19 protein-coding genes and 1 pseudogene are annotated in these 26,356 nt (G+C 70.3%); 5 read left to right on the top strand and 15 right to left on the bottom strand.

Annotated elements, in window-relative coordinates; genetic code table 11:
- Positions 1–34 precede the first annotated feature (34 nt).
- Genes IF11_RS0102445 through IF11_RS0102425 form a run of 5 tightly spaced genes read right to left on the bottom strand, consistent with a single transcriptional unit; the run spans position 35 to position 5,643 of the window.
- Positions 35–901 (bottom strand): sugar phosphate isomerase/epimerase family protein, encoded by an 867-nt coding sequence (locus IF11_RS0102445; protein ID WP_030349697.1) that lies wholly within the window; start codon positions 899–901, stop codon positions 35–37.
- Positions 898–2,139 (bottom strand): ABC transporter substrate-binding protein, encoded by a 1,242-nt coding sequence (locus IF11_RS0102440; protein WP_051745353.1) that lies wholly within the window; start codon positions 2,137–2,139, stop codon positions 898–900. The genes IF11_RS0102445 and IF11_RS0102440 overlap by 4 nt, the downstream gene beginning before the upstream one ends.
- A complete protein-coding gene (locus IF11_RS0102435; RefSeq protein ID WP_030349695.1) occupies positions 2,136–3,143 on the bottom strand; it encodes an ABC transporter permease in 1,008 nt (335 codons plus the stop codon). Before IF11_RS0102435 ends, IF11_RS0102440 begins: the two co-directional genes overlap by 4 nt.
- Positions 3,140–4,156, bottom strand: a complete 1,017-nt coding sequence (locus IF11_RS0102430; protein ID WP_030349694.1) for an ABC transporter permease — start codon at positions 4,154–4,156, stop codon at positions 3,140–3,142. Before IF11_RS0102430 ends, IF11_RS0102435 begins: the two co-directional genes overlap by 4 nt.
- Positions 4,153–5,643: a sugar ABC transporter ATP-binding protein gene (locus tag IF11_RS0102425; RefSeq protein WP_030349693.1), complete on the bottom strand. Its 1,491-nt coding sequence runs from the start codon at positions 5,641–5,643 to the stop codon at positions 4,153–4,155. The genes IF11_RS0102430 and IF11_RS0102425 overlap by 4 nt, the downstream gene beginning before the upstream one ends.
- Positions 5,644–5,808: 165 nt before the next feature.
- Between IF11_RS0102425 and IF11_RS0102420 the strand changes: the two genes are divergently transcribed.
- On the top strand, positions 5,809–7,008 hold the full coding sequence (locus IF11_RS0102420) for an ROK family transcriptional regulator (protein ID WP_030349692.1): 1,200 nt from the start codon (positions 5,809–5,811) through the stop codon (positions 7,006–7,008).
- 105 nt (positions 7,009–7,113) lie between these two features.
- Here IF11_RS0102420 and IF11_RS0102415 read toward each other — a convergent pair whose 3' ends face one another.
- Positions 7,114–10,137 (bottom strand): 3-keto-alpha-glucoside-1,2-lyase-like domain-containing protein, encoded by a 3,024-nt coding sequence (locus tag IF11_RS0102415; protein ID WP_030349691.1) that lies wholly within the window; start codon positions 10,135–10,137, stop codon positions 7,114–7,116.
- A gap of 240 nt (positions 10,138–10,377) precedes the next feature.
- A pseudogene (locus IF11_RS0102410) lies at positions 10,378–11,145 on the bottom strand (MMPL family transporter); the annotation flags it as partial.
- On the opposite strand from IF11_RS0102410, the gene IF11_RS36295 reads away from it, so the two are divergent.
- From IF11_RS36295 to IF11_RS0102390, 4 genes are all read left to right on the top strand, one after another.
- Entirely contained in the window at positions 11,124–11,651 is a 528-nt protein-coding gene (locus tag IF11_RS36295; RefSeq protein WP_030349689.1) for a MarR family winged helix-turn-helix transcriptional regulator, read from the top strand. The pseudogene IF11_RS0102410 and the gene IF11_RS36295 overlap by 22 nt on opposite strands.
- A gap of 52 nt (positions 11,652–11,703) precedes the next feature.
- Positions 11,704–12,564: a response regulator transcription factor gene (locus IF11_RS0102400; RefSeq protein WP_240627528.1), complete on the top strand. Its 861-nt coding sequence runs from the start codon at positions 11,704–11,706 to the stop codon at positions 12,562–12,564.
- A 319-nt stretch (positions 12,565–12,883) separates the two neighbouring features.
- Positions 12,884–13,783 carry an MBL fold metallo-hydrolase gene (locus tag IF11_RS0102395; RefSeq protein WP_030349687.1) on the top strand — a complete coding sequence of 300 codons (900 nt, stop codon included), beginning with the start codon at positions 12,884–12,886 and terminating at the stop codon, positions 13,781–13,783.
- Between the two features lie 388 nt (positions 13,784–14,171).
- Positions 14,172–15,164, top strand: coding sequence for a hypothetical protein (locus IF11_RS0102390; RefSeq protein ID WP_030349686.1), 993 nt, complete (start codon positions 14,172–14,174; stop codon positions 15,162–15,164).
- Between the two features lie 22 nt (positions 15,165–15,186).
- Here IF11_RS0102390 and IF11_RS0102385 read toward each other — a convergent pair whose 3' ends face one another.
- From IF11_RS0102385 to IF11_RS0102350, 8 genes are all read right to left on the bottom strand, one after another.
- Positions 15,187–16,485: an MFS transporter gene (locus IF11_RS0102385; protein WP_030349685.1), complete on the bottom strand. Its 1,299-nt coding sequence runs from the start codon at positions 16,483–16,485 to the stop codon at positions 15,187–15,189.
- A complete protein-coding gene (locus tag IF11_RS0102380; RefSeq protein WP_165840610.1) occupies positions 16,482–17,657 on the bottom strand; it encodes a PLP-dependent cysteine synthase family protein in 1,176 nt (391 codons plus the stop codon). Before IF11_RS0102380 ends, IF11_RS0102385 begins: the two co-directional genes overlap by 4 nt.
- Before the next feature lie 136 nt (positions 17,658–17,793).
- Positions 17,794–18,141, bottom strand: coding sequence for a hypothetical protein (locus IF11_RS0102375; protein WP_030349683.1), 348 nt, complete (start codon positions 18,139–18,141; stop codon positions 17,794–17,796).
- Between the two features lie 897 nt (positions 18,142–19,038).
- Positions 19,039–21,258 (bottom strand): NADP-dependent isocitrate dehydrogenase, encoded by a 2,220-nt coding sequence (locus IF11_RS0102370; protein ID WP_030349682.1) that lies wholly within the window; start codon positions 21,256–21,258, stop codon positions 19,039–19,041.
- Between the two features lie 127 nt (positions 21,259–21,385).
- Entirely contained in the window at positions 21,386–21,772 is a 387-nt protein-coding gene (rbsD, locus tag IF11_RS0102365; RefSeq protein WP_030349681.1) for a D-ribose pyranase, read from the bottom strand.
- Positions 21,769–22,755: a ribokinase gene (locus IF11_RS0102360; RefSeq protein WP_078490337.1), complete on the bottom strand. Its 987-nt coding sequence runs from the start codon at positions 22,753–22,755 to the stop codon at positions 21,769–21,771. The genes rbsD and IF11_RS0102360 overlap by 4 nt, the downstream gene beginning before the upstream one ends.
- Positions 22,756–22,814: 59 nt before the next feature.
- Positions 22,815–24,797: an ABC transporter permease/substrate-binding protein gene (locus tag IF11_RS0102355; RefSeq protein WP_030349679.1), complete on the bottom strand. Its 1,983-nt coding sequence runs from the start codon at positions 24,795–24,797 to the stop codon at positions 22,815–22,817.
- Positions 24,787–26,349, bottom strand: coding sequence for a sugar ABC transporter ATP-binding protein (locus tag IF11_RS0102350; protein WP_030349678.1), 1,563 nt, complete (start codon positions 26,347–26,349; stop codon positions 24,787–24,789). The genes IF11_RS0102355 and IF11_RS0102350 overlap by 11 nt, the downstream gene beginning before the upstream one ends.
- Between the last annotated feature and the right edge of the window lie 7 nt (positions 26,350–26,356).

The following is a 26,356-nucleotide window of genomic DNA, read 5'->3' as shown; positions in this document are numbered from 1 at the left end:
TCTGGGGGAGTTCGGTGTGCGGGTGCGGTACCGATCAAGGGGTGTCGAGAGCCTGGCGGAGGAAGGCGAGGCCCTCGGTGGCGATCCCGTCCTGGCTGGGGGCGAGGGGGCGCCACACGGACGCGGCGACGGCGATCGCGTTGTTGTGCGCGGTGAACGACTCGATGCACAGCGCGCCCCGGTAGCCGCTCCCGTCCAGCGCGGTGAGAAACCCGGCCCAGTCGAGATGGTCGGCACCGGGCGTGCCGCGGTCGTTGGCACACACCTGTACGTGGACGATGCGGGAGCCGGCCTCGTGGACGGCGCCGGGCAGCGAGCGTTCCTCGATGTTCTGGTGGTACGTGTCGAGGGCGATCCCGATGACCGAGGTGTCGAGACCCTCCAGGGCTGTCAGGGTCTGGCCGACGGTGTTGAGCAGACCTGTCTCGTACCGGTTGAGCGGCTCGACCCCGATCCGTACCCCGGCGGCGCGCGCGTGGTCGGTCACGGGCGCGATGTTCTCCCTGAACTCCGCGTAGGCGGCGGCCCGTTCAGCGGGGGTCATGCGCCAGGTGCGCCCGACGGCCGTATACACCGGGCCCGCCACGACGGGTGCCGCCACCGCGTGGGCCGCGTCGACGCACCGCAGCAGATAGTCCTGGGTGGCCCGTACGGTACCCGGATCGGTCCGTACGAGATTCCGGTCGGGCGGCATGACCGCGATCACGGCCGCCGGGGCGAGCCCGGTCGTGTCCAGCAGCTTGGCGGTGGCCGCCGGCTCCCAGTCCCCGGCCTGCTCCAGCGGCAGTTCGACGCAGTCGAAACCCCAGCCGGCCAGCCTCGGAAGGACCTCGGCCAGGGCGCCGCCCCCGACGGGGGAGTGCCAGATCCACGGGTTGGCGCCGAGCGGGAACCGCGTCATCCCTTGCCTCCCCAGTCCTTGGGGAACCCGGGAAGATCGGCGCAGCCGCACATCGCGTAGTGCAGGGGCGGCATGCCCGGCTTGAGGTACTCGTCGAGGGTGTCCTGCGTGATGGAGGGCTGCGGGAGCTTCCACTCCTTGGGGACCTGCTGCCCCTGAAGGATCCTCAGAGCGGCGATGACCGGGGTACGCCACTGGAAGGTGGGGTACGTCGGGGCGATCGCGGTGAGCTTCTTCTCCTTCCACGCCTGGAGGAAGTCCTGCTGGTCCTCACCGGTGATGGGCGGTACGTCCTGACCCGCGTCCTCGAACGCCTCCACCGCGGCCACGGCCGTCGCACCGGAGTCCATCCACACGCCGTCGATGGAGCCGTGCCGGGTCAGCGCGTCCGTGACGACCGACTTGGTCTTGGCCGGGTCGCCATCGGTGAACTTCACGTCGACCACGTCGAGTTCACTCTTGTCGAAGGCGACCTTCGCGGCCGACCAGCGGGTCTCCAGCACATCCACTCCGGGCGAGATGCGCAGGGCGAGGATCTTGCCCTTCGGCTTGACCTTCTCGACGAGGAAGTCGGCGGCGACCGCCCCGTATCCGTAGCCTCCGACGGGGTTGATGAAGGTGACCGCGCAGTCCGTCTCCACACCGCGGTCGAAGACGATGACCGGCACCTTGGCGCAGGCCTGCTCGACGGCGGGGGTGAGTGTGGCGGTGGTGTTCGGGGAGACGATCAGCGCGTCGCAGCCCTTGCCGGTCAGCTCCTGGATGTCGGAGATCTGCTTGTCGTCCTTGCCCTGTGCGTCGAGAACGGTGAACTTGGTGATCTCCTTGTGCAGTTCGACCTCCGCCGTCATGTTCTTCAGGCCGACCTGGCGCCACGGGTTGAAGACACCGGCGTTGGAGAAACAGAGATGGACGCCGCCCGCCTTCTGCTTCTTGTACCGTGCGGCGTCGATGAGTTCGGGGCTGAGCATCTGTTCCCACGGCTTGCCCGCTGGGCCCTGGGGCTGCTCCTTCGCGAGGGCCAACTGACGGTCGTACTCGGCCTGTTCGAAGAACTCCGACTGCTTGCCGCTGCCGGAGTCGTCCGCCGAGGCCGAGGCGCTGCCGGGGGCGGCAGGCGAGTCCGGTGGTGTGTCGCTCGTACAGGACGCGAGGAGACCCGCCACGAGCAGGGCGGCGGCCGAGGTGAGGGCGCGGCCGCGGAGCGGACTTCTGCGCAGGGGGCGGATCGCGGTCATGAGGCTTGTCCTCCCGAGGGGTTCGTACGTCGGCGGCGCAGCCGGGACCAGTCGGCGGCTCCCAGGCCGACCGCGGCAATGACGATGCATCCTTGGACGGTGGACTCCAGCGCGCCGGAGACGCCCTGGAGGTTGAGCAGGGTGAACAGCGCCTGCAACGAGAAGGCGCCGGCCATGGCGGCGACCACGGAGCCCCGCCCGCCGCCGAGCACCACACCGCCGAGGACCACGGCCGTGATCGCCTCGAACTCATAGCCCCTGCCCGCCTGGGCGGAGACGCCCGAGAAGCCGCCGACAAGGACGGCGGCGATCGCCGCGGCGGCCCCGGAGAGGACGAACGCGATGATCCGGGCGCGGGCGACCCGCACCCCGGCGAGGGCCGCGGCGCGTTCGCTGTCGCCGGTGGCGACGAGCGTACGGCCGAAGTCCGAGCGCATCAGCAGGACGGCGGCGGCGCCCACGACAAGGCAGACGATCACCGCCCAGGGCAGCCAGCCGAACGCGGCGCCGCGCCCGAGCTGGCGGAAGGCGGTCGGCAGGGCGCCCTGCGGGGAGCCGCCGGTCCAGAAGAACACCGCGCCTTCGAGGATCAGCATCATCCCGAGGGTGGTGATGAACGACGGCACACGCAGCGCGGTGGTGATCAGCCCGCTGACGAGTCCGGCCACCCCGCCCGCGACCAGCAGCAAGGCGGTGACCAGCAGCCAGGGGGCGCCGGGGAACGAGCCGTACAACTCGGCGGCGACCACGACACCCGCGGTGACGATCGCCCCCACGGAGAGGTCGAACTCACCGCAGACGATGACCAGATACTGGCCGGCGGCGAGGATGACGAGAGGCGCGGCGCGCTTGACGAAGGAGAGGAAGCGGTCGGGTTCGTAGAACCCCGGATCGGTGAAAGCCAGCGCGGCGAGCAGCACGGCGAGGAGCACATAGACGGGGGCACCGGTGCCCAGCGCCCGTACGACACGCTTGCCGTGGTGGGTGACGGTTGCCGTGGTCATGCGGTCGGCCTTCCCTTCGCGGCACGGCGGGGCCTGGCGTAGACGGCGACGGCCGCGATGATGACGACACCGCGGACCACGTTCTTGAAGAACGGGTCGACCGCCAGCTGGTTGAAGACACTGTCGAGAACGGCGAGGACGAGCACACCGCCGAGCGTCCCCGCCACCCCGCCGCGACCGCCGGCCAGCGCGGTGCCGCCGAGGACCACCGCGGCGATCGATTCAAGGTCGTAGCGGGCCTCCGTACCCGCCCAGGGCGCACCCGCGCCGAGGCGCGCCGCGAGGAAGAGGGCGGCCGCGCCGACGCACAGGGAGCAGATGATGTGCGCGATGACGACGGTACGGCGGGTCCGGACGCCCGAGAGCCTGGCGGCGTGCTCGTCGCCCCCGGTCGCGTACATGTGATGGCCCAGTCGGGTACGGCGGGTGAGGAACCACACCGCGGCGGCCACCGCCGCGAGGAGGAACACCGAGACGGGGACGGGACCGACGCGGTCGTACCCGAGATGCTGGAAGGAGGCCGGCACCTTCCCGGCGGGACCGGTGTAGTTGTCCTCGATCCAGCCGCGCAGGATGAACGCCGTGCCCAGTGTCGCGATGAACGCGTTGACCTTCAGGCCGGTGACGATGAGCCCGTTGGCGAGCCCGACCGCGGCCGACAGCGCGAGGACGGCGATCACGGCCGTCACCACACCGCCGCTCGCCATGGTCTCGGCCGCGACGAGTGTGCCGAGGCTGATGAGATAGGCGACCGACAGATCCAGGGAGCCGGTGAGGATGACGGCGGACTGGCCGACGGCGACGAGTCCGAGCGCCACACTGTTCTGCAGGATCGCGACCGCGTTGGTGGTGGTGAGGAAATCCCCGCCGCGGGCGGCGACGACGATCCAGCCGAGGAGAGTGACGGTCAGCGCCGCGAGCCACACACCGACCACGGGATCGCCGAGCCGGATCCGACGGAGGCGGACACCGGCCCGCGGCGGTACGAGCCGTCCGGGTTCGGTCGCGGTCACGCGGCCTCCTCCCGTCCGCCCCGGCGGCCACTGGTGGCGAGTCGCATGATGCTCTCCTCCTCGGCGTCGGCGGGCAGTTCGCCCACGAGACGGCCCTCGGACATCACGAGGATCCGGTCGCTCATACCGATCAGCTCGGGGAGTTCCGAGGAGATGATCAGTACGGCGAGCCCTTCACGGGCGAGTTCACGTACGAGGGTGTGGATCGCGGCCTTGGCACCGACATCGACGCCGCGGGTCGGCTCGTCGAACAGCAGCACCTGGGGCCGGGCCGCGAGCCACTTGGCGATGACGACCTTCTGCTGGTTGCCGCCCGAGAGATACAGCGCCTGCTGGTCCTCACCACGCGCCTGGAGACGCACGCGTTCGAGGAGCGCCGTGATCTCCCTGCCCGTCGGCGGTCCGCCGCGCGGGGAGACGGCCCGGGTGACGAGCAGCGCGTTGTCCCGTACCGACTGGTGCAGCGCGAGCCCCTCCGTCTTGCGGTCCTCGGTGACCAGCGCGATGCCGGCGCGGATGGCCTGGCGCGGACGGCGGGGGCGCAGCGGTGTGCCGCCGACGGTCATGCGGCCCGTGGTGAAGGGGGCCGCACCGAACAGGGCGCGCGCCAGTGACGTACGCCCCGACCCCTGGAGACCGGCGACGCCCACGACCTCTCCCGCCCGAAGGGTCAGGTTCATGTCATGAATACGGGCATTGCCGCCGCCGGTGACCGTGAGCCGCTCCGCCCCGATCTCCTCCGGGCGGGCACGCGGCGGGTAATAGGCGGTCAGCTCCCGCCCGACCATGCCCCGGACCACCTCGTCGGCGGTGGTTTCGGCGGTGCGCAGTGTGGTGACGCGACGCCCGTCCTTGAGGACCGTGATGCGCCGCGAGAGGTCGAAGACCTCCGGCAGACGGTGCGAGATATAGAGAATCCCGAGGCCGCGCGCGGCGAGCCTGCGCACGAGCGCCGCGAGGAGTTCGCTCTCATGGTCGGCCAGCGGCGCGGTGGGTTCGTCCATGACGAGGACACGGACGTCGGAGGCGAGGGCCTTGGCGATCTCGACCGTCTGCTGGCGCGCCACGGACAGCTCGCGGACGAGGGTGCGCGGCGTGATGCCGGTTTCGTCGATCTCGGCGAGGAGTTCACCCGTACGGCGCTCCATGGCCTTGCGGTCCACCAGCCCGCGGCGGACCGGTTCACGGCCGAGGAAGACGTTCTCGGCGACGGTGCGGTGGGGAAGGAGCGCGAACTCCTGGTGGATGATGCCGATTCCGGCGGTCTGCGCCTGCGCCGGGTGGGTGAAGGTGTGCGCGGTGCCGTCGATCGTGATGGTGCCGGTGTCGGGGATGTGCTCGCCGGCGAGGATCTTCATCAGGGTGGACTTGCCGGCGCCGTTCTCGCCCACCAGGGCATGGACTTCACCCCGTTCGAGGTCGAGCTCCACGTCGTGGAGCACACGCACCCCCAGGAAGCTCTTGGACACGCCCTGCATCGTCAGCATCAGCCGGCTCCTCGGTCAGCGGTCTGTTGTGCAGAGTCGTGACTCGCCTTTGGCCTGTCAAGAGCCCAAGCGGTCTTGCTTTTGGGCGAGTTGACGGGAACTTGTGCCGACCGGCGAACATAGAACGCCTTGTGAGCAGCGAAAGTCGTGCCTAGGGTGACTGTCATGCCTGCGCCGTCGGATCACAGCGGTTCCGCCACCCACACGCCCGGCGAGGTGCTGGCGCTGATCAGTTCCGGAGCTGTGGCGACGCGCGCGGACATCGCGCGGATCACCGGCCTGGCCCGCTCCACGGTCTCCCAGCGGGTGGACGCGCTGATCGCGCACGGACTCGTCGACGAATCGGCCCCCGCCCCCGGCGACTCGACCGGAGGCCGCCCGCCGCGCCGGCTCCAACTGCGCACCGCGGGGCACCTGGTGGCCGGTGTGGACCTCGGCGCCTCGCACTGCGCGGTGGCGCTGACGGACATCGGTGGAGCGATGCTGGCCACGCACAAGGAGCCGCTGTCGATCGCGGACGGCCCGGAATCGGTCCTGCGCAGGGTGGAACGGGCGCTGCACGCGCTGCTGAAGGAGACGGGACAGGAGCCGCGGACGCTGCGCGCGATCGGGGTCGGGGTGCCGGGACCTGTCGAATTCTCGACCGGCCGTCCCATCGATCCGCCGATCATGCCGGGCTGGCACCAGTATCCGATCCCTGAGTTCTTCGCCTCGCGCTTCGGGGTGCGGGCGCTGGTCGACAATGATGTGAACGTGATGGCGCTGGCCGAGCAGCGCCGTGCGTTTCCGGACACCCGCTACCTCCTCTACATCAAGGTCGGTACGGGCATCGGCTGCGGCATCGTGGCCGACGGCCGGCTCCACCGCGGCGCTCAGGGCAGCGCCGGCGACATCGGACACATCCGGGTCGGGGACCAGGAGGAGTCGTGCCGGTGCGGCAACACCGGGTGTCTGGAGGCGGTGGCGGGCGGGGCGGCGCTCGCGGCGAAACTGGCCGGTATGGGGCTGGACGCGGCCTCGGGCAGCGATGTGGTGCGGCTGGTGGCCTCCGGCAACCGGGACGCCGTGGGCATGGTGCGTGAGGCGGGCCGGGCGGTCGGCGAGGTCCTGGCCGGACTGGTCAACTTCTTCAATCCGGACACGGTCGTGCTCGGCGGCGCGCTGGCCGCCGTACACGACCAACTCCTCGCAGGGGTACGGGAAGCGGTGTACCGGCGCTCGCATCCGCTGGCCACGCGTGTGCTGCGGATCGAGCCGAGCCGTACGGGCGAGAACGCCGCGGTCATCGGGGCGGGGATCCTCGCGACCGAGCACGCCATGTCGCCCTCCCAGGTGGACCGCCGACTGGCGCGGGCGATGGCCTGATCCGGCTGATTCCCCGACTGATTCAGGCGATCCGGATCCGACGCTTCCCCCGGCCGTTTCCGGCCGGGGGAAGCGTCGGAGTCCTGCTGGAGTACTGCGTGGCGGTCAGTCCAGTGGTTCGACCCACACGTTCCTGAAGCGGACCTTATTGCCGTGGTCCTGGAGCCGGATCGCGCCCGTCGCGGCCGATTCCGCGTTGCCGCTGCCGGTCGGACCGTCCACGGCGACGTTGTCGTGGACCTTGGTGCCGTTCCACACCACCGTGATCCTGGCGTCCTCGGTCTTCTTCCCCGCGGAGTCGAAACGGGCCGCGCGGAAGACGATGTCGTACGTCTGCCACGTCTCGGGTGCCGTGCCGGCGTTCCGGTTCGCGGCCACCTTGTTGTAGATCGCGCCGGCCTCGTTCGCGGCGAGCTTCTCCACACCGAACGAGTCCAGAATCTGGATCTCGTACCGCTCCTGGAGATAGACGCCGCTGTTGCCGCGGTCCTGCCCGGTGACGTCCGGCGGCAGCTTCGGCACCCGGAACTCGGCGTGGAGTCTGAAGTCCCCGAAGGACTGCTTGGTGCGGATGTCGCCACAGCACACTTCGACGGAGTTCTCGGGGGTGCGCGGCCATTCGACGCTACGCCCGTCGGTGTGCTGCCACGCGGTGGAGATGCTGCCGCCGGAGAACAGGTCGATGCGGCTGCCGGGTCTGCGTACCTCGATCATGTCGAGATTGACATGGCCGGTGTCCTCGGGCCGGTAGGTGTAGGTGAGGGTGTTGCGGCCCTTGTTCAGGGCGAACCGCTCGGTCCGGGTGGACCAGCGGTTCCAGGCGCCGGTGGAGGGGAGGCTGATCTGCCGTGTCTGCCCGCCGTTGACACCGGCGCCGATCGTTTTGGTACCGGCGAACGGGTTGGGACCGTTGGCGTAGCGCAGGCTCACGTCGTACGTGCCCTTCGCGGGCACCTCGACCTCGATGGTGGCGGTGGCGCCCTCGGTGCCGAAGCCGTCGACGAAGCCGCCGCCCGTGTAGCCGGCGTGCTCGGTGTCGATGTCCGCGCCGCCGGACAGGCGCCCGGACTCGGCGTCGTACGACGTGACGGGCGCCTCGGGGCCGGGCCGCGCGTTCAGGGTGTACCAGGCCTCGGTGGACCACAACTGCTCGCCGTCGGCCGAGGCGAACGGGCGCGGCGAGCGTACGTGCACCACCCGGTCGGTCTTCAGGCCGGGGATGGTGAGCCGGACCGTGCGGCGGTCGTCGGAGATCAGGGCGGCCGAGACGGGCAGGCGCTCCTCGTCCACCTTGGGGCCGCCGTACGCCGGTGTGGGGACGTAGCGCCACTGCTCCACGGAGTAGCCGCCGCTCGTCAGCTTGGCGGCGGTCTCCTCCGACAGCGGCTTCGTATAGGTGAGTTCGAAGCCGTCGCGGGTGGCGCGCATGGTCTTGATGTCGAAGGCGTTCGTGCCGTTCGGGGTGAGTTTCTGGAGGCCGAAGCGGAGTTTTCCTTCCTGGCCCCAGTTCCCGTCGGCGCCGAGGCCGCCCGCGTAGATCGCACCGTCCGGTCCCGTGCTGATCCGGGTGATGCCGGCCTCCAGGCCCTGCGTATGGCGGAACACCGCGCCCTGGTATTCGCCGTCCACCTTCTCCAGATCGGCGCGTTGGATTCCGCCGTAGGTGACGTCACCGAAGAGCAGCTGACCGGCGAAGGTCCCCTTCTTGACCAGCATCGGTGTGCTGGGCGAGTTCGCTATCTCGTTCTGCGGCAGCCAGAGCACCGGCTTGGTGACCGTACGGTCGTCGAACGGGCCGTCCGGGTTGGTGTAGTGGTTGAAGAACCGGTCCTGTTTCACCTGGACGAGTTTCGACGCGGGCAGCCAGCCGCCCTGGTTGTCGGTGACGAAGAGACCGCCCTCCGGGCCCCATCCGATCCCGTTCGGGGTGCGCAGACCGCCCGCCAGGTAACTGACCTTTCCTGTCGCCTTGTTGACCTTGATCGTGGTGCCGCGGTTCGCGGCCGGCTGCGGATCGGTCGTCGCGCCGCCGTAGTTGATGGCGACCGAGAGATTCAGATAGAAGTCCCCGTCCTTGTAGAGCAGTCCGAAGGCGAATTCATGGAAGTTGCCTCCGTACGGCCAGGACGCGACCTTGCGGGTCGTGTCGGTGACGTCGTCGCCATTGGTGTCGGTCAACTCGGTCAGCTGGTGTTTCTCCGAGACGTACAGCTTTCCGTCGACGTACTTGATGCCCATCGGCTCTTTGAGCCCGTCGGCGATCTTCTTGTACGTGACCTTCTCCGGTCCGGTGTCACCGGTGACATGGTCGAGGATGTACGCCTCTCCCACGGTGTTGTTGCTGCCGCCCCAGGTGGTCACGGCGAGCCTGCCGTCCGGCAGCCAGTCCATGGCGGAGACCTGCGGCTCGAAGCCGTCGGGGCGCAGGTCGGTGAGGGTGTAGCCGGGATGGACGGCGGTCAGCGGGAGGCCGTCGCCGGGGGTGTCGTAGCTGCCCTCGCACTCCTTGCGGCCGGGAGCGGTGACGCGGACGACGCCGGCGTCGGTGCTGAGCACGGAGTTCGGTACGAGGACGAAGTCGGTGGCGCCCGGCGGCTTCCACTGGAGGGTCACCTGCTGTTCGCCGCCGCGGTCGAAGTGGTCGATACGGAGCGCGTGGTAGCCGGCGGTGAGGGTGATCTCGCCGTCCTTGGGTTCGGCGCCGTGCAGTCCGTCGTGGTCGATGACCCGCTGGTCGCCGATGTGGAGACGGGAGCCGTCATCGCTGATCAGACGGAAGGCGTAGGTGCCGTCGGCGGGGACGTTGACGTTGCCGATGATCTGCGACACGAAGTTGTCCGTGAAGCCGAAGCCCTCGGTGGAGGACCAGTCGACGGTGGGGATCAGCTTGTCGACGTTGGGGGTCTGGGCCGGCTTCAGGTCGCAGAGTTTGCTGAGCGGGGACTGGATGTCGAAGACACGGAGGGTGACGCCGGGTTCCTGCGGCGGCAGTTCCGCGGGGGCCCTCGCCTCCGCGCCGACCGCGGGCGCCACGAGACCTCCGGTGATGAGGGCCGCGAGGAGAAGCCCGGCGAGGGTCCGTGATCTGCGTCGACTGGGGCGGGGGCTCTGGTACTTGTGTGGCTGCACTCGTCCTCCTGCTGGGGCACTGCGAGTGGGCGGGGCCGGGCGGCCCGCGTCCACGGAGTGGAGTTCGTACACGTACCGGCGGTGCGGCGGCGGAGTTACGCCGCGCTTCACGCGGACTTCCGCGCGAGAACGACGCCCAGGGTAGGGACAGCGCACCGCACCGTCCATACTTTGTCCTCAACAAGGAAGAACTGGCCGATAGTTGAGCAGGCGGACGTGCTCGTCATCGACGGCGCCCCAGAGGCTCAGCCCGGCGAAGACGACCGCCAGCCCCGCGGCCTCCTGGGGCGTGTGTCCCCGGCCGCGCTCCTCGCGGTAGTGGGAGATCACGAAGACGGCGTAGTCGGTGCCGACCGCGAGGCCGAGCATCGAGGCCAGGGTGCTGGTCGTCATGGACAGACCCAGGGCGCTGCCCAGGGCCATGATCGAGGCGATGCTGATCCCGACACCGACGATCGCCGTCAGCAGCGGCAGCCCGGCGGCGGCCAGGGAGCCGAAGGTGATCAGCAGCACCACGGCGGCGATGGCGACGCCGATCGCCTCCGCCGAGCCGCCGGCCGCGGGCTGGGTCGCCAGCGCGGTGCCGCCGACCTCGACGGTCAGGCCCGCGTCCCGGGCCTGCTGGATGGCGTCCTCCAGCGTCTTCTTACCGGCGTCGGTGAGGTCGTCCGCCTTCACCTTGTACGTCACGGTCGCGTACGCCGTCGAGCCGTCCTCGCTCACCGCCTTCGCGGTGAAGGGGTTCACGGCGCCGGCGACCTGGGGCCCGTGGGCCATGTCGCCCACGGCCGTGTCGATGACCGACCGGTTATCGGCGGCGGTGATCTTCTGTCCGTCCGGAGCGACGAAGACGACCTGGGCACTTGCCCCGTCGGCCCAGGCGCCGGGGAAGCGCTGTTCCATCCAGCGCAGTACGAGGGGTACGGCGTGGTGCACAGTGGGATTGGGATTGCTTAAGTCAGGCAAACAGATGGTAAAGTGGATGGATGCCCAAGTCACCGCCAGCAGTTGTCCAGGCCCCGGCCCCGGCCCCGGCCTCGGCCGATGTGATCGAGATCGAGCGCGCGCTGAGCCGTGTCGCCTATCTGTCCAGCAGGGTCCGGCAGCACGACCGCCTCATGGCCCAGGCCGGAGTGTCACTGGACCGTGCCGCCGTGGCGCTGCTGCGGCAGATCGCCGATACCGAACCTCTGCGCCCCAGCGAACTGGCGAACCGGCTGGCCGTGGAGGCGTCCCATGTCACCCGCCAGGTACAGCAGTTGGAGAAGTCGGGGTACGTGACCCGCGTCCCGGATCCGGAAGACGGCCGTGCGCAGCGTATCCAGCTCACCCCGGTCGGGCGCGAGGTGGTCGACCGTATCCGCGAGACGAGTCGCCGGGGGATGCAGGCGGCCCTGGCCGATTGGTCGCCCCAGGACCTTCAGCAGCTCGCCGCCCTGTTCCATCGGATGGTGGACGACTTCCTCGGCTACGCCGACACCGATGCCGGTATCAATACGGAGCGCCCTGCCTGACGCCATGGCCCCGGGTGCCCGGGGCCCCGGCTCTGCCGTTCGGATGTGAAGCGTGAGCCTTACGCGAAGTGGTCCTTCCATGTACGGGATGTACGGGGTGTACGGGATATGCGGGGTGAACGAGATGCGCGGGGTCGGCGAGAGGCTCGGCGTGAACGAGGCGCGCGGGGTGAGCGAGACGCTCGGCGCGAACGAGGCGCGCGGGAGCATCGGTGAGACACCGTCGGCGGTCCGTGGGGACGGGCAGCACGTCCTCATCGTCGTCGCTGATCAAGACATCTCCGAACTGCTCACGACGACTCTGGAACTGGCGGGCTATCGGGTCGCCACGGCGCGCACCGGTGCCGAAGGGCTGGCGCGGATCGCGGGTTACCGGTACGACCTGGTGGTCCTCGACGCGACGATGCCGGACCTGAAGGGCCTCGCCCGCAGTCGCGTTCCCGCCGCCGACCGCCCACCGGTCCTCTTCCTGACCGTGTGCGAGTACCTGGACAGCCTCCTTCCCGAACTGGGGCCGGGCCAGGAGGACTACGTCACCATGCCGTTCCGGATCGCCGAAGTCCTCGCCAGGGCACGGGTGTTACTGCGCGGGCGCGGTCGCGGGCGCGGGTCCGCTCCTGTGTGGCGGGGACCGTGCTACGGCGACCTCGTCCTGAACGACGCCACCTGCCAGGCGTGGCGCGGGCCGCGGGCGCTCGATCTCACCCCCGCGGAGTACCGGCTGCTGCGTCACCTGCTGGTCAACGCCGACCAGGTCCTCTCGAAGGAACAGATCTGCCGTCACGTCTGGGGCGACGGCCGAGCCGACAACGCCATCGAGAAGCTCATCTCCCGCCTCCGGCAGAAAGTTGACCAGGAGGAACCTCCACTGATCCACACGCGCAGGGGTTTCGGCTACCTGCTGGGACGCTGACCGACAGACAATTGACTGCCCGTCAGCCCTGGTCGATCCCGCGACAAGCCTGAGCGCGTAACCGTCCTCGAACGCGCTGGGGCACCGCGCACGTGGTCAGGTTTGAGCCACACACGCATCCCCGAGCAGGTCCCACGTTCCCGGACTGGGAACCCACCGCGGAGTGAGCGTCGACGAACCCGCTGTGACTGGGCGCCGACCGTCCGGCTCCAGCCGGTGTCGCGCGTCGCCGACCGGGCGTTTCGGGCCGCATCCCGCTCCCTCCCGAGGAGCCGTGCGGCCGATGGCGCCGGCGTCACCCGGCGCGCAGGCTGGGGGTATGGACACCATTGTGCTTGGAATGGTGGAGATCACCCGTGTGGTAGAGCTGCCCGCCAAAGGCCGCGCCCGCGACTACGTCTTCCCCGATGTGCCCGTCGAGCACTGGCAGGCGCACGAGAACTGGCTCGCCCCCACCTTCCTGGACCCGGCCGCCGACGAGATCCACATCATGATCCAGACCTGGCTGATCCGCAGCGAGGGCCGGACGATCCTGATCGACACCGGCATCGGCAACGACCGGGAGCGCCCGGCCATGCCGTCCTTCCACCATCTGAACACCCCCTACCTCGGAGAGCTGGCAGCAGCGGGCGTGTGCCCGCAGGACGTGGACACGGTGATCTGCACCCATATCCACGGCGACCACGTCGGCTGGAATACCCGCCTGACGGACGACGGAGAGTGGCGGCCGACCTTCCCCAACGCCCAGTACGTCATCGCGCGCGCCGACTTCGACTACTGGAATCCGGCCAACGGACACCGGACCCGCTCCGGTCCTCGGATGGCCAACGTCTTCGAGGACAGCGTCGCCCCCGTGCACCGGGCCGGACAGACCGTGCTGTGGGAGGGCGACCACTACAACATCGACGCCCAACTCCGTATCGAGCCCGCCCCCGGCCATACGCCCGGCTCCTCCGCGGTATGGCTGCGGTCGGGTACGGACCGGGCGGTGTTCGCCGGGGACCTGCTGCACAGCCCACTGCAGATCTCGGAGCCGGACGACTGCCCCAGCTTCGACGAGGACGAGCCCCGCGCACGGGACAGCCGGCGCCGGGTGCTGGGGGAGGCCGCGGACCGGGGCGCCCTGCTGTTCCCCGCGCATTTCCCCGGGCCGGGCGCGGCCGAAGTGCGACGCGTCGGCGACCGGTTCGCGGTGAAGGAGTGGGCGGCATGGCAGTGAGGGCATTCTGCGGCACCGGCATCACGGAGCGCACCGGCTGGTGAGCCTTCCCGAAGAGCCCGCGGGTACAGCTGCCCGGGTCAGGCTGTGTGGCCAACTGTGATGCTCGCAATGGCCAACTACGGCGCGCTCAGTCACATCAGCGGCGGCCGACCGGCCCATTGACTCCGCTCCGCGCGTTCCGTCACCCCGGGAGCCGCATTTCGTCGCTTCCCCGAGATTGCAATACCTCGGAGGGGTATCTTGGCCGACTCGGCCATGTATACCCCCACCCCGTATTTGCCGCAAGGGTGACATGGGGCTTTCTGATACCCCCATGGGGTATATGGTGAGTGTGGTCGGTCAGTCAGCCGGCCGGACCATCACCGGACGATCAGAGGAGAGCACCATGAACACCGCGTCAAGGATCGCCACGTACACCGCCGCGCTCGCTGCCTCCTTCGGTGCGGCGTACGGGGTCGGGACCGTGGTCACGCCGGTTTCGACGGATCCGGAGCCCGCGGCGCACGCGGAACACGGAGGTGCGCCCGACGGGGGAGGGGAGGCGCCGCGGGGTGGTCATGACGTGCCGGCGGGCGGGTTGCAGGTTTCGGAGGGCGGCTACACCCTCGACCTCAGGACGCCCCGCGTCCCCGCGGCCCGCACCACCGAACTGCGCTTCGCCATACGCGACAGCGCGGGCCGTCAGGTCACCGCGTTCCAGCGCGAGCACGACAAGGAACTGCATCTGATCCTCGCCTCCCAGGACCTGACCACCTATCGGCATCTGCACCCCACCCGGGCGGCCGACGGCACCTGGAGCACACCGGCGAACCTCCCCGCCGCCGGGGGCTACCGCCTCTTCGCGGACTTCACCCCCGCCGCCAAGGGGGCGAAGAACCTCACGCTCGGCGCCGACCTCGCCGTCGCGGGCAACTACCGGCCCGCCCCGGTTCCCGCCCCCTCCACCACCGCCACGGTCGACGGTTACACCGTCACACTCACCGGCCCCCTACGCCCGGGGACGGCAGGCGAGTTGAGCCTGAAGGTCACCAAGGCGGGCCGGCCGGTCACGGACCTCCAGCCCTACCTCGGCGCCTACGGCCACCTGGTCGCCCTGCGCTCCGGCGACCTGGCCTATCTGCACGTTCACCCCAACGGCGCGCCCGGTGACGGCGAGACCGAACCCGGTCCGGACGTGTCCTTCACCGCCACCGCGCCCAGCGCCGGCACCTACCGGCTCTTCCTCGACTTCAAGCACAACGGCACCGTGCGCACCGCCGCCTTCACCGTCACCACCGGAACGGTCACCGCCGGAACGGCCCCCGCCACAGGGGACGCCGAGGACACGGAGCCGACCGGATCGCCGGGCAAGGAAGAGGCCGACGGGCACCAGCACTGACCCCTCCGGATCGCCGGTCCGGTCAGGCTGTCGTCGGCACCCCCTCGGGTACGGCCGCGGTCAGGCGTCCCGTACGGTGCAGCCCGTACAGCGCGCCCGCGCACGCGAGTCCGAGCGCGAGCAGGCAGAGCCACGGCAGCGCGGACATTCCCGCCGCGCGCGCGGCGTCCAGGGACGCGCCGGTGAGCAGGTTTCCCAGGGTGATGCCGACTCCGCAGATGGTGTTGTAGAGCCCGTAGTGGGTGGCGACGAGGCGGTCACCGGAGAGCCGGACGATGGTGTCCATCTCGAAGGGGTACGCGATCATCGTCCCGAGGGCGAGCAGCAGTGCGGAGAGCGCGGGCGGCACGGCCGCGAACAGCCACAGGCCCACGCCGTCCCGCGGTACCGGCATCGCCGTGGCGAGGAGCAGGGGTACGAAGGCCAGACCCATCGTGACCAAGCCCCAGATGAGCGCGTGGTCCGGCTCGACGCGCGCCTTGCACCAGGCGGTCACCCTGGTCTGGCCGAGGATGGTGCTCAGCCCGGAGACGGCGAACAGCAGCGCGACGGCCGCCGTCCCGAACTCCCCGTCGCCGCCCAGCCGCCGGACTTCCAGCGGCAGCGCCAGATAGACCTGGAAGGAGAGGACGTACGAGCCGATCATGGCGGCGGAGAAGAGCAGGAAGGGCCGGTTGGAGAAGACCAGCCGCCACTGCGAGCGCAGGCCGGCCCGCGCGCCGTCCTCGCGCCTCCTCGTGTCGTCGGCGCGGCGCGCGGGCAGCGCGCGGATCTGAACGACGCTCAGGAGCGCGAAGATCCCGGCGGAGACCAGGCAGGTGATCTGGAAGTCCACACCGGTCAGCACCATTCCCACCAGCGGTCCCAGCAGGATCCCCGCCTGGTAGAAGACGTTGAACAGCGCGAACGCCTCGACCCGGCGCTCCTTGGCGTCAGCCGCCAGATACGCCCGCACGGCGGGGTTGAACAGGGCCCCGGCCAGGCCGGTGGCGGCGGAGGCGGCCAGCAGCGAGGGCAGCGAATCGACGAAGCCCAGGGTCGCGAAACCGGCGGTACGCAGCACACATCCGGCGACGATCAGGGGCTTGTAGCCGAACCGGTCCGCGAGGGAGCCGCCGACGAGGAACATGCCCTGCTGGCTGAAGTTCCGTACGCCGAGGATGAGTCCGACCAGCAGACCGGACAGGCCGAGCGTGCCGGACAGATGGGCCGCCAGGTAGGGCATCAGCATGTAGAAGCCGAGGTTGATGGTGAACTGATTCACCATCAGCAGCTGCACGCTGCGCTCGTACGAACGGACTTGGGCGAGCGTTCCCTTCATCGGCCCTCCTCGGACGAGGACGGCGCGGACGGCCCGGACGGCCCGGACGGCCCGGACGGCGCGGGGGACGAGGGCGCAGACGTGGACGTCGGCGCGGAGGACAGCGTCAGCGGGTCGAGGACCTCGGTGCACCTCGTCCAGCGCGTCACCTCCGTCTCGTCCGGGCGGCTCACGGCGTCAGGTTCCTCGGCCGGCGGAACGCCGAGCAGCCCGTTCAGGGCGCAGTACTCGTCGTCGTACACCGTCTCCAGATACCGCTGCGGCCCGTCGGGGAAGACCGCCGCGATCCGGGTGTCGGCGGGCAGCGTACGGGCCAGCCACCCCGCGACCAGCGCCACCGCGCCCACGCTCCATCCGCCGGTGGCGTAGTGCGAGGAGGCCAGCTGACGGCAGGTCCACACCGCCTCGCGCGGGGCGACCCAGTGCACTTCGCTGAAGTTCTCGTAGGCGACGTTGCGGGGGTAGATGCTGGAGCCGAGACCGCGCATCAGCCGGGTCCTGGCGGGCTGGCCGAAGATGGTGGAGCCGATGGTGTCGACACCGACGACGCGCAGCTCCGGGTAGAGCTGTCGCAGTACGCGGGAGATGCCCGCCGAGTGCCCGCCCGTGCCCACGCTGCACACCAGGACGTCGATGTGGCCCAGCTGAGAGGCGAGTTCAAGGGCGAGGGGGGTGTACGCGGTGGTGTTGTCCGGGTTGTTGTACTGGTCGGGGCACCACGATTCCGGGTGCCGGTCCAGCAGTTGGGCCACGCGGTCGCGGCGGGCCTGCTGCCAGCCGCCCTCGGGGTGCGGCTCGGCGACCATGTCGACCTCCGCCCCGTACGCGGTGAGCAGCCGGGTCATCGACGGCTCAAGTCCGGGGTCGGTGACCAGGGTGACGGGATGGCCGTACACCATTCCCGCGAGTGCGAGCCCAAGCCCGAGGGTGCCGCTGGTGGACTCCACGATCCGGCCGCCGGGGCGCAATTCGCCGCGCGCACGGGCCCGTTCGACCATGTGCAACCCGGGCCGGTCCTTGATTCCACCGGGGTTGAAGCCCTCCAGCTTCGCCCAGAAGCCACGTCCGGGCGGACCGCCGGGCGCGGACACCCGGACGACCGGGGTGTTTCCGACGAGTCCGGAGATCGTGGGGTGGGCGGAGGTGGGGTCGGTGGTGAGGTGTGACTGCATCGTTCCGCTCTCGTTCGATGAAGCGCTGAGGGGGTGGCGGTTCATCTCGCGCGCTAGTGTGACGCGGCGGGGCCAAGGGCCTCCGGTCGCGGTACCAGCACGCGGCAGCCGATGGTGATGGCTGCGGACGGAATGTCTAGACGCGCCACCGGCAGACGGCGGTGAGTGTGGATCTGCCGGAGCGCTCGGTCCGTGGCCCGCGCGCCTCCCGCACGGGGCCCGACCGGGCGCCCGGGCCCCCGGCGACGGCGGAGAGCACGACAAGAGGCGGGGCAACAGCGGCCGGAGCCGACCGCTGCGCCTCGTGGGCGGCCCGGACGACGAGGCCCGGTACACACTCCGTGTGCGCGTGCGGATGGCCAGGCGTCCCGGGCGCCGCGATGTCCGACGCGGCGATGGCGGAGACCGTAGCCGGTGTCTCCGGCGAGTGGGCGGTGTCGTCCCTCGCATGCGCCACGACGCAGAGAAGGACGGTCAGAAGCACACTGCCGATCGTGAGAAGGCGCAGTGGCAGCGGCCAGTTGAGGCTGGGAACTAAGCGTGCGTGGGGGCGAACACGCATGGCGAACGGCACGGATCCTCCGCGATAGGGCCGCCGGGTGGCAGGTCAGCGCTGTGAGTACGCCCGCGCGGGCCGAGCCCGGAGAAAACCTGTTCTCCGGTACGGCGCGTGTCATCGGGCGACGGAGCCGCCGACTCCTACACCTGAAGGACGCCGGGCCCTCTCGCTGTGACCGACGCGGGAGCGGCCGGCACGAACCGATCCGTACCCCCTGCGGCCAGAATCGGCACAGCGGCCGGTCCCCACGCTCGCGCCATGAGGCCAGAAGCCACCGGCCCCGGCGTCGACTGCGGTTGCCCCGGCACACACTCCGTGGCCGGATGCGAGGAGCCGTGTCCATCGGCATCGCCGCCGCGCGGTGCGACGACAGCCACCGCTCCCCCGGCGGGGCCGTGCGCGTCATCGACGGAACTCGCCACTGCGGAAGGGGCGTTCGCCCGGGGCGCCACATGTCCCGCGGCGCTGTCGGCACTCAACCCGTGCGTATACACGAAGCCGAACAACAGCAGGGCCAGCCACAGCATGCGCAGCGGACTCGCCGAAGGGCGGGTCCTCGCGATGCCGAACAGCGACCGGGCCGTGACCATGCGGTGATCCTAACCGCTCCGCGACGCGGCTCCCCACCTGTCCCGGAAACATCGAGGTAATCAGCCTCGTACATGGCCGGTATACACCGCAGCACAGGCAGCCCCCTCGACTGGCTCAACGCGGTGAGCTCCGGCCGGCGGCCCCGAAGACAGAACCGCCCCGGCCGACAAGCATGTCGGACGGGGCGGAACTGGCGGGCGGACAACCCCCCTGCCCGTGGGAGCCTTCGCGTCAGCCGAGGAGCGCGAGGGCCTGGGTGAAGGTGGCCGACGGGCGCATGACGGCCGCGGCCTTGGCCGGGTCGGGCTGGTAGTAGCCGCCGATGTCGGCCGGCTTGCCCTGTACCGCGATCAGCTCGTCGACGATGGTGGTCTCCTGCTCGGCCAGCGTCTTGGCGAGGGGGGCGAACGCCTCCGCCAGCTGGGCGTCGCCGGTCTGCTTCGCCAGCTCCTGGGCCCAGTAGAGCGCAAGGTAGAAGTGGCTGCCGCGGTTGTCGATGCCACCGAGCCGGCGGCTGGGCGACTTGTCCTCGTTCAGGAAGGTGGCCGTGGCGCGGTCGAGGGTGTCCGCGAGCACCTGGGCGCGCGCGTTGTCCGTCGTCTGCGCGAGGTGCTCGAAGCTGACCGCGAGCGCGAGGAACTCGCCCAGGCTGTCCCAGCGCAGGTAGTCCTCCTTGACGAGCTGCTGGACGTGCTTGGGCGCGGAGCCGCCGGCGCCGGTCTCGAACAGCCCGCCGCCGTTCATGAGCGGGACGACGGAGAGCATCTTCGCGCTCGTGCCGAGTTCGAGGATCGGGAACAGGTCGGTGAGGTAGTCGCGCAGCACATTGCCGGTGACCGAGATGGTGTCCTCGCCGCGGCGGATGCGCTCCAGGGAGAACGCGGTCGCCTCCACCGGCGACATGATCTCGATCCGCAGGCCCTCGGTGTCGTGCTCGGCGAGGTAGGTCCTGACCTTGGCGATGAGGTTCGCGTCGTGCGCGCGGCCCTCGTCGAGCCAGAACACCGCCGGGTTGCCGGTCGCGCGGGCGCGGGTGACGGCGAGCTTGACCCAGTCCCGGATGGGCAGGTCCTTGGCCTGGCACATACGCCAGATGTCGCCCGCGCTCACCACGTGCTCCAGGACGACATCGCCCGAGTCGTTCAGGACGCGCACCGTGCCGGTGGTGGGGATCTCGAAGGTCTTGTCGTGGCTGCCGTACTCCTCGGCCTTCTGCGCCATCAGACCGACGTTCGACACCGAGCCCATCGTCGACGGGTCGTACGCGCCGTGCGCACGGCAGTCGTCGATGACGACCTGGTAGATGCCGGCGTAGCTGCTGTCGGGGATGACCGCGAGGGTGTCGGCCTCCTGGCCGTCGGGCCCCCACATGTGACCGGAGGTGCGGATCATGGCCGGCATGGAGGCGTCGACGATGACATCGCTCGGTACGTGCAGGTTCGTGATGCCGCGGTCCGAGTCGACCATCGCCAGCGCGGGGCCGTCCGCGAGCTCGGCCTCGAAGGACGCCTTGATCGCCGCGCCGTCGGGCAGGGACTCCAGCCCGCCCAGGATGCCGCCGAGGCCGTCGTTGGGGGTCAGACCCGCCGCGGCGAGCGCCTCGCCGTACTCGGCGAACGTCTTCGGGAAGAACGCCCGTACGACATGGCCGAAGATGATCGGGTCGGAGACCTTCATCATCGTGGCCTTCAGGTGCACGGAGAACAGCACGTCCTCGGCCTTGGCACGGCCGATTTGGGCCTTGAGGAACTCGCGCAGCGCCGCCACCCGCATCACCGACGCGTCCACGACCTCCCCCGCGAGCACCGGCACCGACTCGCGCAGGACCGTCGTGCTGCCGTCGTCACCGGCCAGCTCGATACGGAGCGAGCCCGGCTCGGCGATGACCGCGGACTTCTCGCTGGAGCGGAAGTCGTCGGCGTCCATGTGCGCGACGTTCGTCTTCGAGTCGGCCGTCCACGCGCCCATACGGTGCGGGTGCGCCTTGGCGTAGTTCTTGACCGACGCGGGGGCGCGCCGGTCGGAGTTGCCCTCGCGCAGGACCGGGTTGACGGCGCTGCCCTTGACCTTGTCGTAGCGCGCGCGGACGTCGCGGTCCTCGTCGGTCTTCGGGTCGTCCGGGTAGTCCGGCAGCGCGTAGCCTTGCTGCTGAAGCTCGGCGATCGCGGCCTTCAGCTGCGGGATCGAGGCCGAGATGTTCGGCAGCTTGATGATGTTCGCACCGGGCGTCTTGGCCAGCTCACCCAGCTCGGCGAGCGCGTCATCGATCCGCTGGCCCTCCTCAAGACGCTCGGGGAAGCCCGCGATGATCCGTCCCGCCAGAGAGATGTCACGGCTCTCCACGGTGACCCCCGCCGTCGAGGCATACGCCTCGACCACAGGCAAGAAGGAATACGTCGCCAAGGCCGGGGCCTCGTCGGTGTGTGTGTAGATGATGGTCGAGTCAGTCACCGGGTGCTCCGCTCCACGTCTGCAACATTGCTCGACATCAAGATATCTCGTGACCGGCCCCTGTCGAGACGGGGCCCTGCACCGGAGCCACGTGGTGTGGCCCGGCGGTATGGCTCAGCCGTGCGGCTCAGAAGAACACCCCGCAGCGCAACAGCACATTCGCGTACGGCCGCGCCTCCCCGGTGCGTACGATCAGGCGCGCGCCCGCCGACAGCTCCTTCAGCTCCGTGTGCGGGACGAAACCGAGGCCGGGCAGTGCCGCCAGCAGCCGCGCCGCCTCCGGGTTCGCGTCGCGGACCTCATGGGCCGCCGTCGCGCCCTCCACGACCAGCTCCGTCAGCAGACCGTCGAGCACCTCGGCGAACCTCGGTACCCCGGCCCGGAACGCCAGATCCACCACCCGCGGGCCCGCGGGCAGGGGCATCCCCACGTCGCAGACCAGGACACCGTCGCCATGACCCAGCTCGGCCAGCGCGCCCGCGAGATGACGATTCAGGATCCCCGACTTCTTCACTCGGACACCCTCTGACCCGGAGTGGACACTGTCTGTCCCGGAGCGGTTACGTGTGGTTCCGGGGCAGGGTCCGGAGCCGCTCCGGCAAGCGACGCCACCTCGGCCGCCGTCGGGAACGACACCTGCGCCCCCTCCTTGGTCACCGCCGCGGCCCCCACCCGCGCCGCGTAGGAGGCGGCCTCGACCAAGCTCTCTCCGGCGCCGAGCCGCCAGGCCAGCGCCGCGGTGAACGCGTCGCCGGCCCCGGTCGTGTCCACGGCGCGCACGCGTACGGACGGGACGAGCGCCGTCGTACGGTCGTCCGCCACCAGCGCCCCCCGCGCACCCAGCGTGATCACCACCGAGCGCGGCCCCAGCGCGAGCAGCGCCCTCGCCCACTCCTCAGGGTCGTCGCCCACCGACGCGCCGAGCACCACCCGCGCCTCGTGCTCGTTCACGATCAGGGGGTCGCACGCCGCCAGGATCGCGGCCGGCAGGGGCACCGGGGGAGAGGGGTTCAGTACGAACCGGCTGCCCGGTGCCAGACCCGCCACCACCTCCCCGACCGTCTCCAGCGGGATCTCCAGCTGCGCCGAGATCACCCGCGACGCCCGCAGCTGAGCCGACGCGTCCCGGATGTCGGCCGGGGTCAGCCGGGCGTTGGCGCCAGGCGACACCACGATGCTGTTGTCCCCGGACGGATCGACCGTGATCAGCGCGACCCCGGTCGGCGCGCCGCCCGACAGCACCCCCGCCGTGTCGACGCCCGCCGAGCGCTGCGAGTCGAGCAGCAGCCGCCCGTGGGCGTCGTCGCCGACCCGGGCCAGCAGGGCCGTGCGGGCTCCGAGGCGGGCGGCGGCGACCGCCTGGTTCGCGCCCTTGCCGCCCGTATGGACGGACAGATCCGAGCCGAGCACGGTCTCACCGGGGCCGGGGCGCCGCTCGACACCGATCACCAGATCGGCGTTGGCCGACCCCACGACCAGCAGGTCGTAGTCGTACATCACTGTCTTCCCGTCTCTTTTCCTGGAAGCCGTTGAGTCCCCTGCAAGCCGTCGAGTGGTCAGGAGAAGTCGGCGACATTCTTCGCCGTGACCACCTTGACCGGCACCTTCACCGTCGAGGCGATCTCGTCGCCCCGCGCGGCCTTGATGGCGTTGAGCACGGCGAGCCGGCCCAGTTCCGCCGGCTGCTGGGCCACCGAGGCGTAGAGCGTGCCCGCCTCGACCGCCTTCAGGCCGTCGGGTGTGCCGTCGAAGCCGACGACCGGGATCGACGTACCCGCCTTGGAGCCCAGCGCCTTGATCGCCCCGAGCGCCATTTCGTCGTTCTCGGCGAAGACCCCGTTCACCCCGCTGTGCGCCTGGAGCAGATTGGTCATCACATCGAGCCCCTTGGTGCGGTCGAAGTCCGCGGGCTGCCGCGCGACGACCTGGATACCGGGGTACGCCTTGATGCCCTCGGCGAAGCCCTGGCCGCGCTCGCGGCTGGCCGAGGTGCCCGCCGTGCCCTGGAGGATCACGATCTGCCCCGTGCCGCCGAGCTTCTCCGCCAGCGTCTTGGCCGCCTGCCGGCCTCCCGCGACATTGTCGGAGGCGACCAGCGTGGCGATGTCCGCCTTGTTGACACCGCGGTCGGCGGCGATCACCGGGATGCCGGCCTTGTCGGCGGCCCGTACGGACGGTCCCGCCGCGTCCGAGTCGACCGGGTTGACGATCACCGACGACATGGCTCCGCTGGTGAAGTTCTGTATCTGGTTGGCCTGTTGGGACGCGTCGTTCTGCGCGTCGGTGACGGTGAGTTCGACGCCCTTGGCCTTCGCCTCGGCCTCCGCGCCCGCCTTCAGCTGGACGAAGAAGGGGTTGTTGAGGGTGGAGAGGGACAGGCCGAGCTTGGTCCCGCCGCCGGAGGAGCCGTTGTTCCAGAAGGAGACACCGCCGATGACGGCGGCCACCAGCACCGCGGCGACCGTGTACTTCACGGCTCTCGCGCCCTTACGTCCCGAGCCCCCCGGGCCTCCCGCACCGGACGCACCGGCGGGCGCGGCCGACGCCCCGGCGCGGGAGCGCGCCGTGTCGAGCAGCACCGCGAGCGCGATGACGACACCGATGACGACCTGCTGCCAGAACGCCGACACCGACAGCAGGTTGAGGCCGTTGCGCAGCACCGCCAGGATCAGCGCGCCGATGAGCGTGCCGGACGCCTTGCCGACACCGCCCGACAGGCTGGCGCCGCCGATGACGACCGCAGCGATGGCGTCGAGTTCGTACCCCTGCGCGGCCTGCGGCTGCGCCGAGGAGAGCCGGGAGGCCAGGACGATACCGGCTACCGCGGCGAACAGCCCGGACAGCGCGTAGACGGCGACCTTCTGCCGCTTCACGCGCAGCCCGGACAGCCGCGCCGCCTCCTCGTTGCCGCCGATCGCGTACATCGAGCGGCCGAGGTATGTACGGCTCAGGATCAGGGCGGTGATCAGCCCCATCGCCACCATCACGAGCACCGGCACCGGCAGCCGGCCACCGAGCGTGTCCCCGATCCGCGAGACGGAGCCGGGGAAGGCGATCGGGCTGCCCTGCGAGATCACCAGGGACAGACCGCGGCCCACCGAGAGCATCGCCAGCGTGGCGATGAACGGCGGCAGTTTGCCGTACGAGACGAGCGCCCCGTTGACGAGCCCGCACGCGATGCCGGTGCCCACGGCGAGCACGACGGCCAGCCACACCGGCACCCCCTCCGACGTCGCCGACCAGGCAAGGACGGTCGCCGAGAGCGCCGCCACCGAGCCGACCGAGAGGTCGATGCCCGCGGTGACGATGACGAACGTGACACCGAACGCGAGGATCGCGGTCACGGCCGCCTGCACACCGACATTGAGCAGGTTCTGGGTGGTCAGAAAGTCGCCCGACAGCAGCGACATCGCCACCACCAGAACGACCAGGGCGCTCAGCGCGCCGTTGTCGAGCAGGAGCCGGCGGACCGCCCGGGCGCTTCCGCCACCGCCGTCGCCACCGCTATCTGTCGTGTTCTTGAGCGTGTCAGTGGCCACGGGAGCCCTCCACCCCTTCTTCGTCTTGCTCGTCGTCCTCGCCGATCGCCGGTCCGGATGGGCGCGCGGCGCCGACGGCCAGCGCCATCACCGCGTCCTGTGTCGCTTCGTCCGCCGTGAGTTCACCGGCGATCCGGCCCTCGGCCATCACCAGCACGCGGTCGCTCATGCCCAGGACCTCCGGCAGATCGCTGGAGACCATCAGCACGGCGTGACCGGCGGCGGTGAGTTCGTTGATGAGTTCGTAGATCTCGACCTTCGCGCCCACGTCGATACCGCGCGTCGGCTCGTCGAGGATCAACACCTTGACCTCGGCCAGCAGCCATTTGCCGATGACGACCTTCTGCTGGTTGCCGCCGGACAGCGTGCGGACCCGTTGGCCGAGCCCCGCCATCCGGACGCCGAGCTGCCCGGCGATCCGGGCGGCGGCGGTGTGCTGCGCCGCGCGGTCCACCAGCCCGGCGCGGGTCGCCGAACGCAGCGTGACCAGACCGAGGTTCTCCTCCACGGACGCGTCGAGCAGCAGACCCTGGCCCTTGCGGTCCTCCGGCACGAGACCGATGCCGGCGGCCATCGCCGCGCTCACGTCATGGCGCGGCAGCGTGGCGCCCGCCACCCGTACCGAGCCCGTGTCGTAGTGGTCCGCGCCGAAGACCGCCCGTACGACCTCCGTACGGCCCGCGCCCACCAGCCCCGCGATACCGACGACTTCACCGGCGCGCACCTCGAAGCCCACATCGCGGAAGACGCCCTCCCTGGTCAGTCCGGTGACGGACAGCAGGGCGGTACCGGTCTCCGCGGCCCGGCGCGGATACTGCTGGTCGATGTCGCGGCCCACCATGAGGCGTACGAGTTCGTCCTCGGAGGCCGACGCGGGCACCTGCCCGACGCTGCGGCCGTCGCGCAGGACGGTGACGCGGTCACCGAGCGCCGCGATCTCCTCCAGATGGTGGGTGATGAAGACGACGCCCACGCCGTCCTCGCGCAGTGCGCGCACGATGCGGAAGAGCTTGTCGACCTCCTCGGAGGTCAGCACGGCAGTCGGCTCGTCCATGACCAGCACCCGGGCGTCCAGGCTGAGCGCCTTGGCGATCTCGACCATCTGGAGCCGGGCGATGCCCAGTTCACGCACTTTGGTGTGCGGCGGGGTGGTGACTCCGACACGCTCCAGCAGCTCGGCCGCGTCCGACTCCATCTTCTTGCGGTCGACCAGACCGAAGCGGCGCGGCTGGCGGCCCAGGAAGATGTTCTCGGCCACCGTCAGATCGGGGACCAGGTTGAACTCCTGGTAGATGGTGGCGATTCCCAGCCGTTCCGCGTCCTGCGCGCCATGGATACGGACCTCCTGCCCGCCGACGAGCACGCGCCCGGCGTCCGGACGGTAGGCACCGGAGAGCATCTTGATCAGGGTGCTCTTGCCGGCGCCGTTCTCGCCGAGCAGGACATGCACTTCGCCGCGGCGCAGATCGAAGTCGACGCTGTCGAGCGCGACCACGCCGGGAAAGGTCTTGCGTATCCCTTCGACACGCAGCAACTCGTCCGGGTGACTCACGGGTTGC

It is taken from the genome of Streptomyces scopuliridis RB72, from assembly GCF_000718095.1.
Classification (GTDB): domain Bacteria; phylum Actinomycetota; class Actinomycetes; order Streptomycetales; family Streptomycetaceae; genus Streptomyces; species Streptomyces scopuliridis.
The sequence above is the reverse complement of the archived record's forward strand: the minus strand, read 5'-3'. Positions and strand labels throughout refer to the sequence as shown.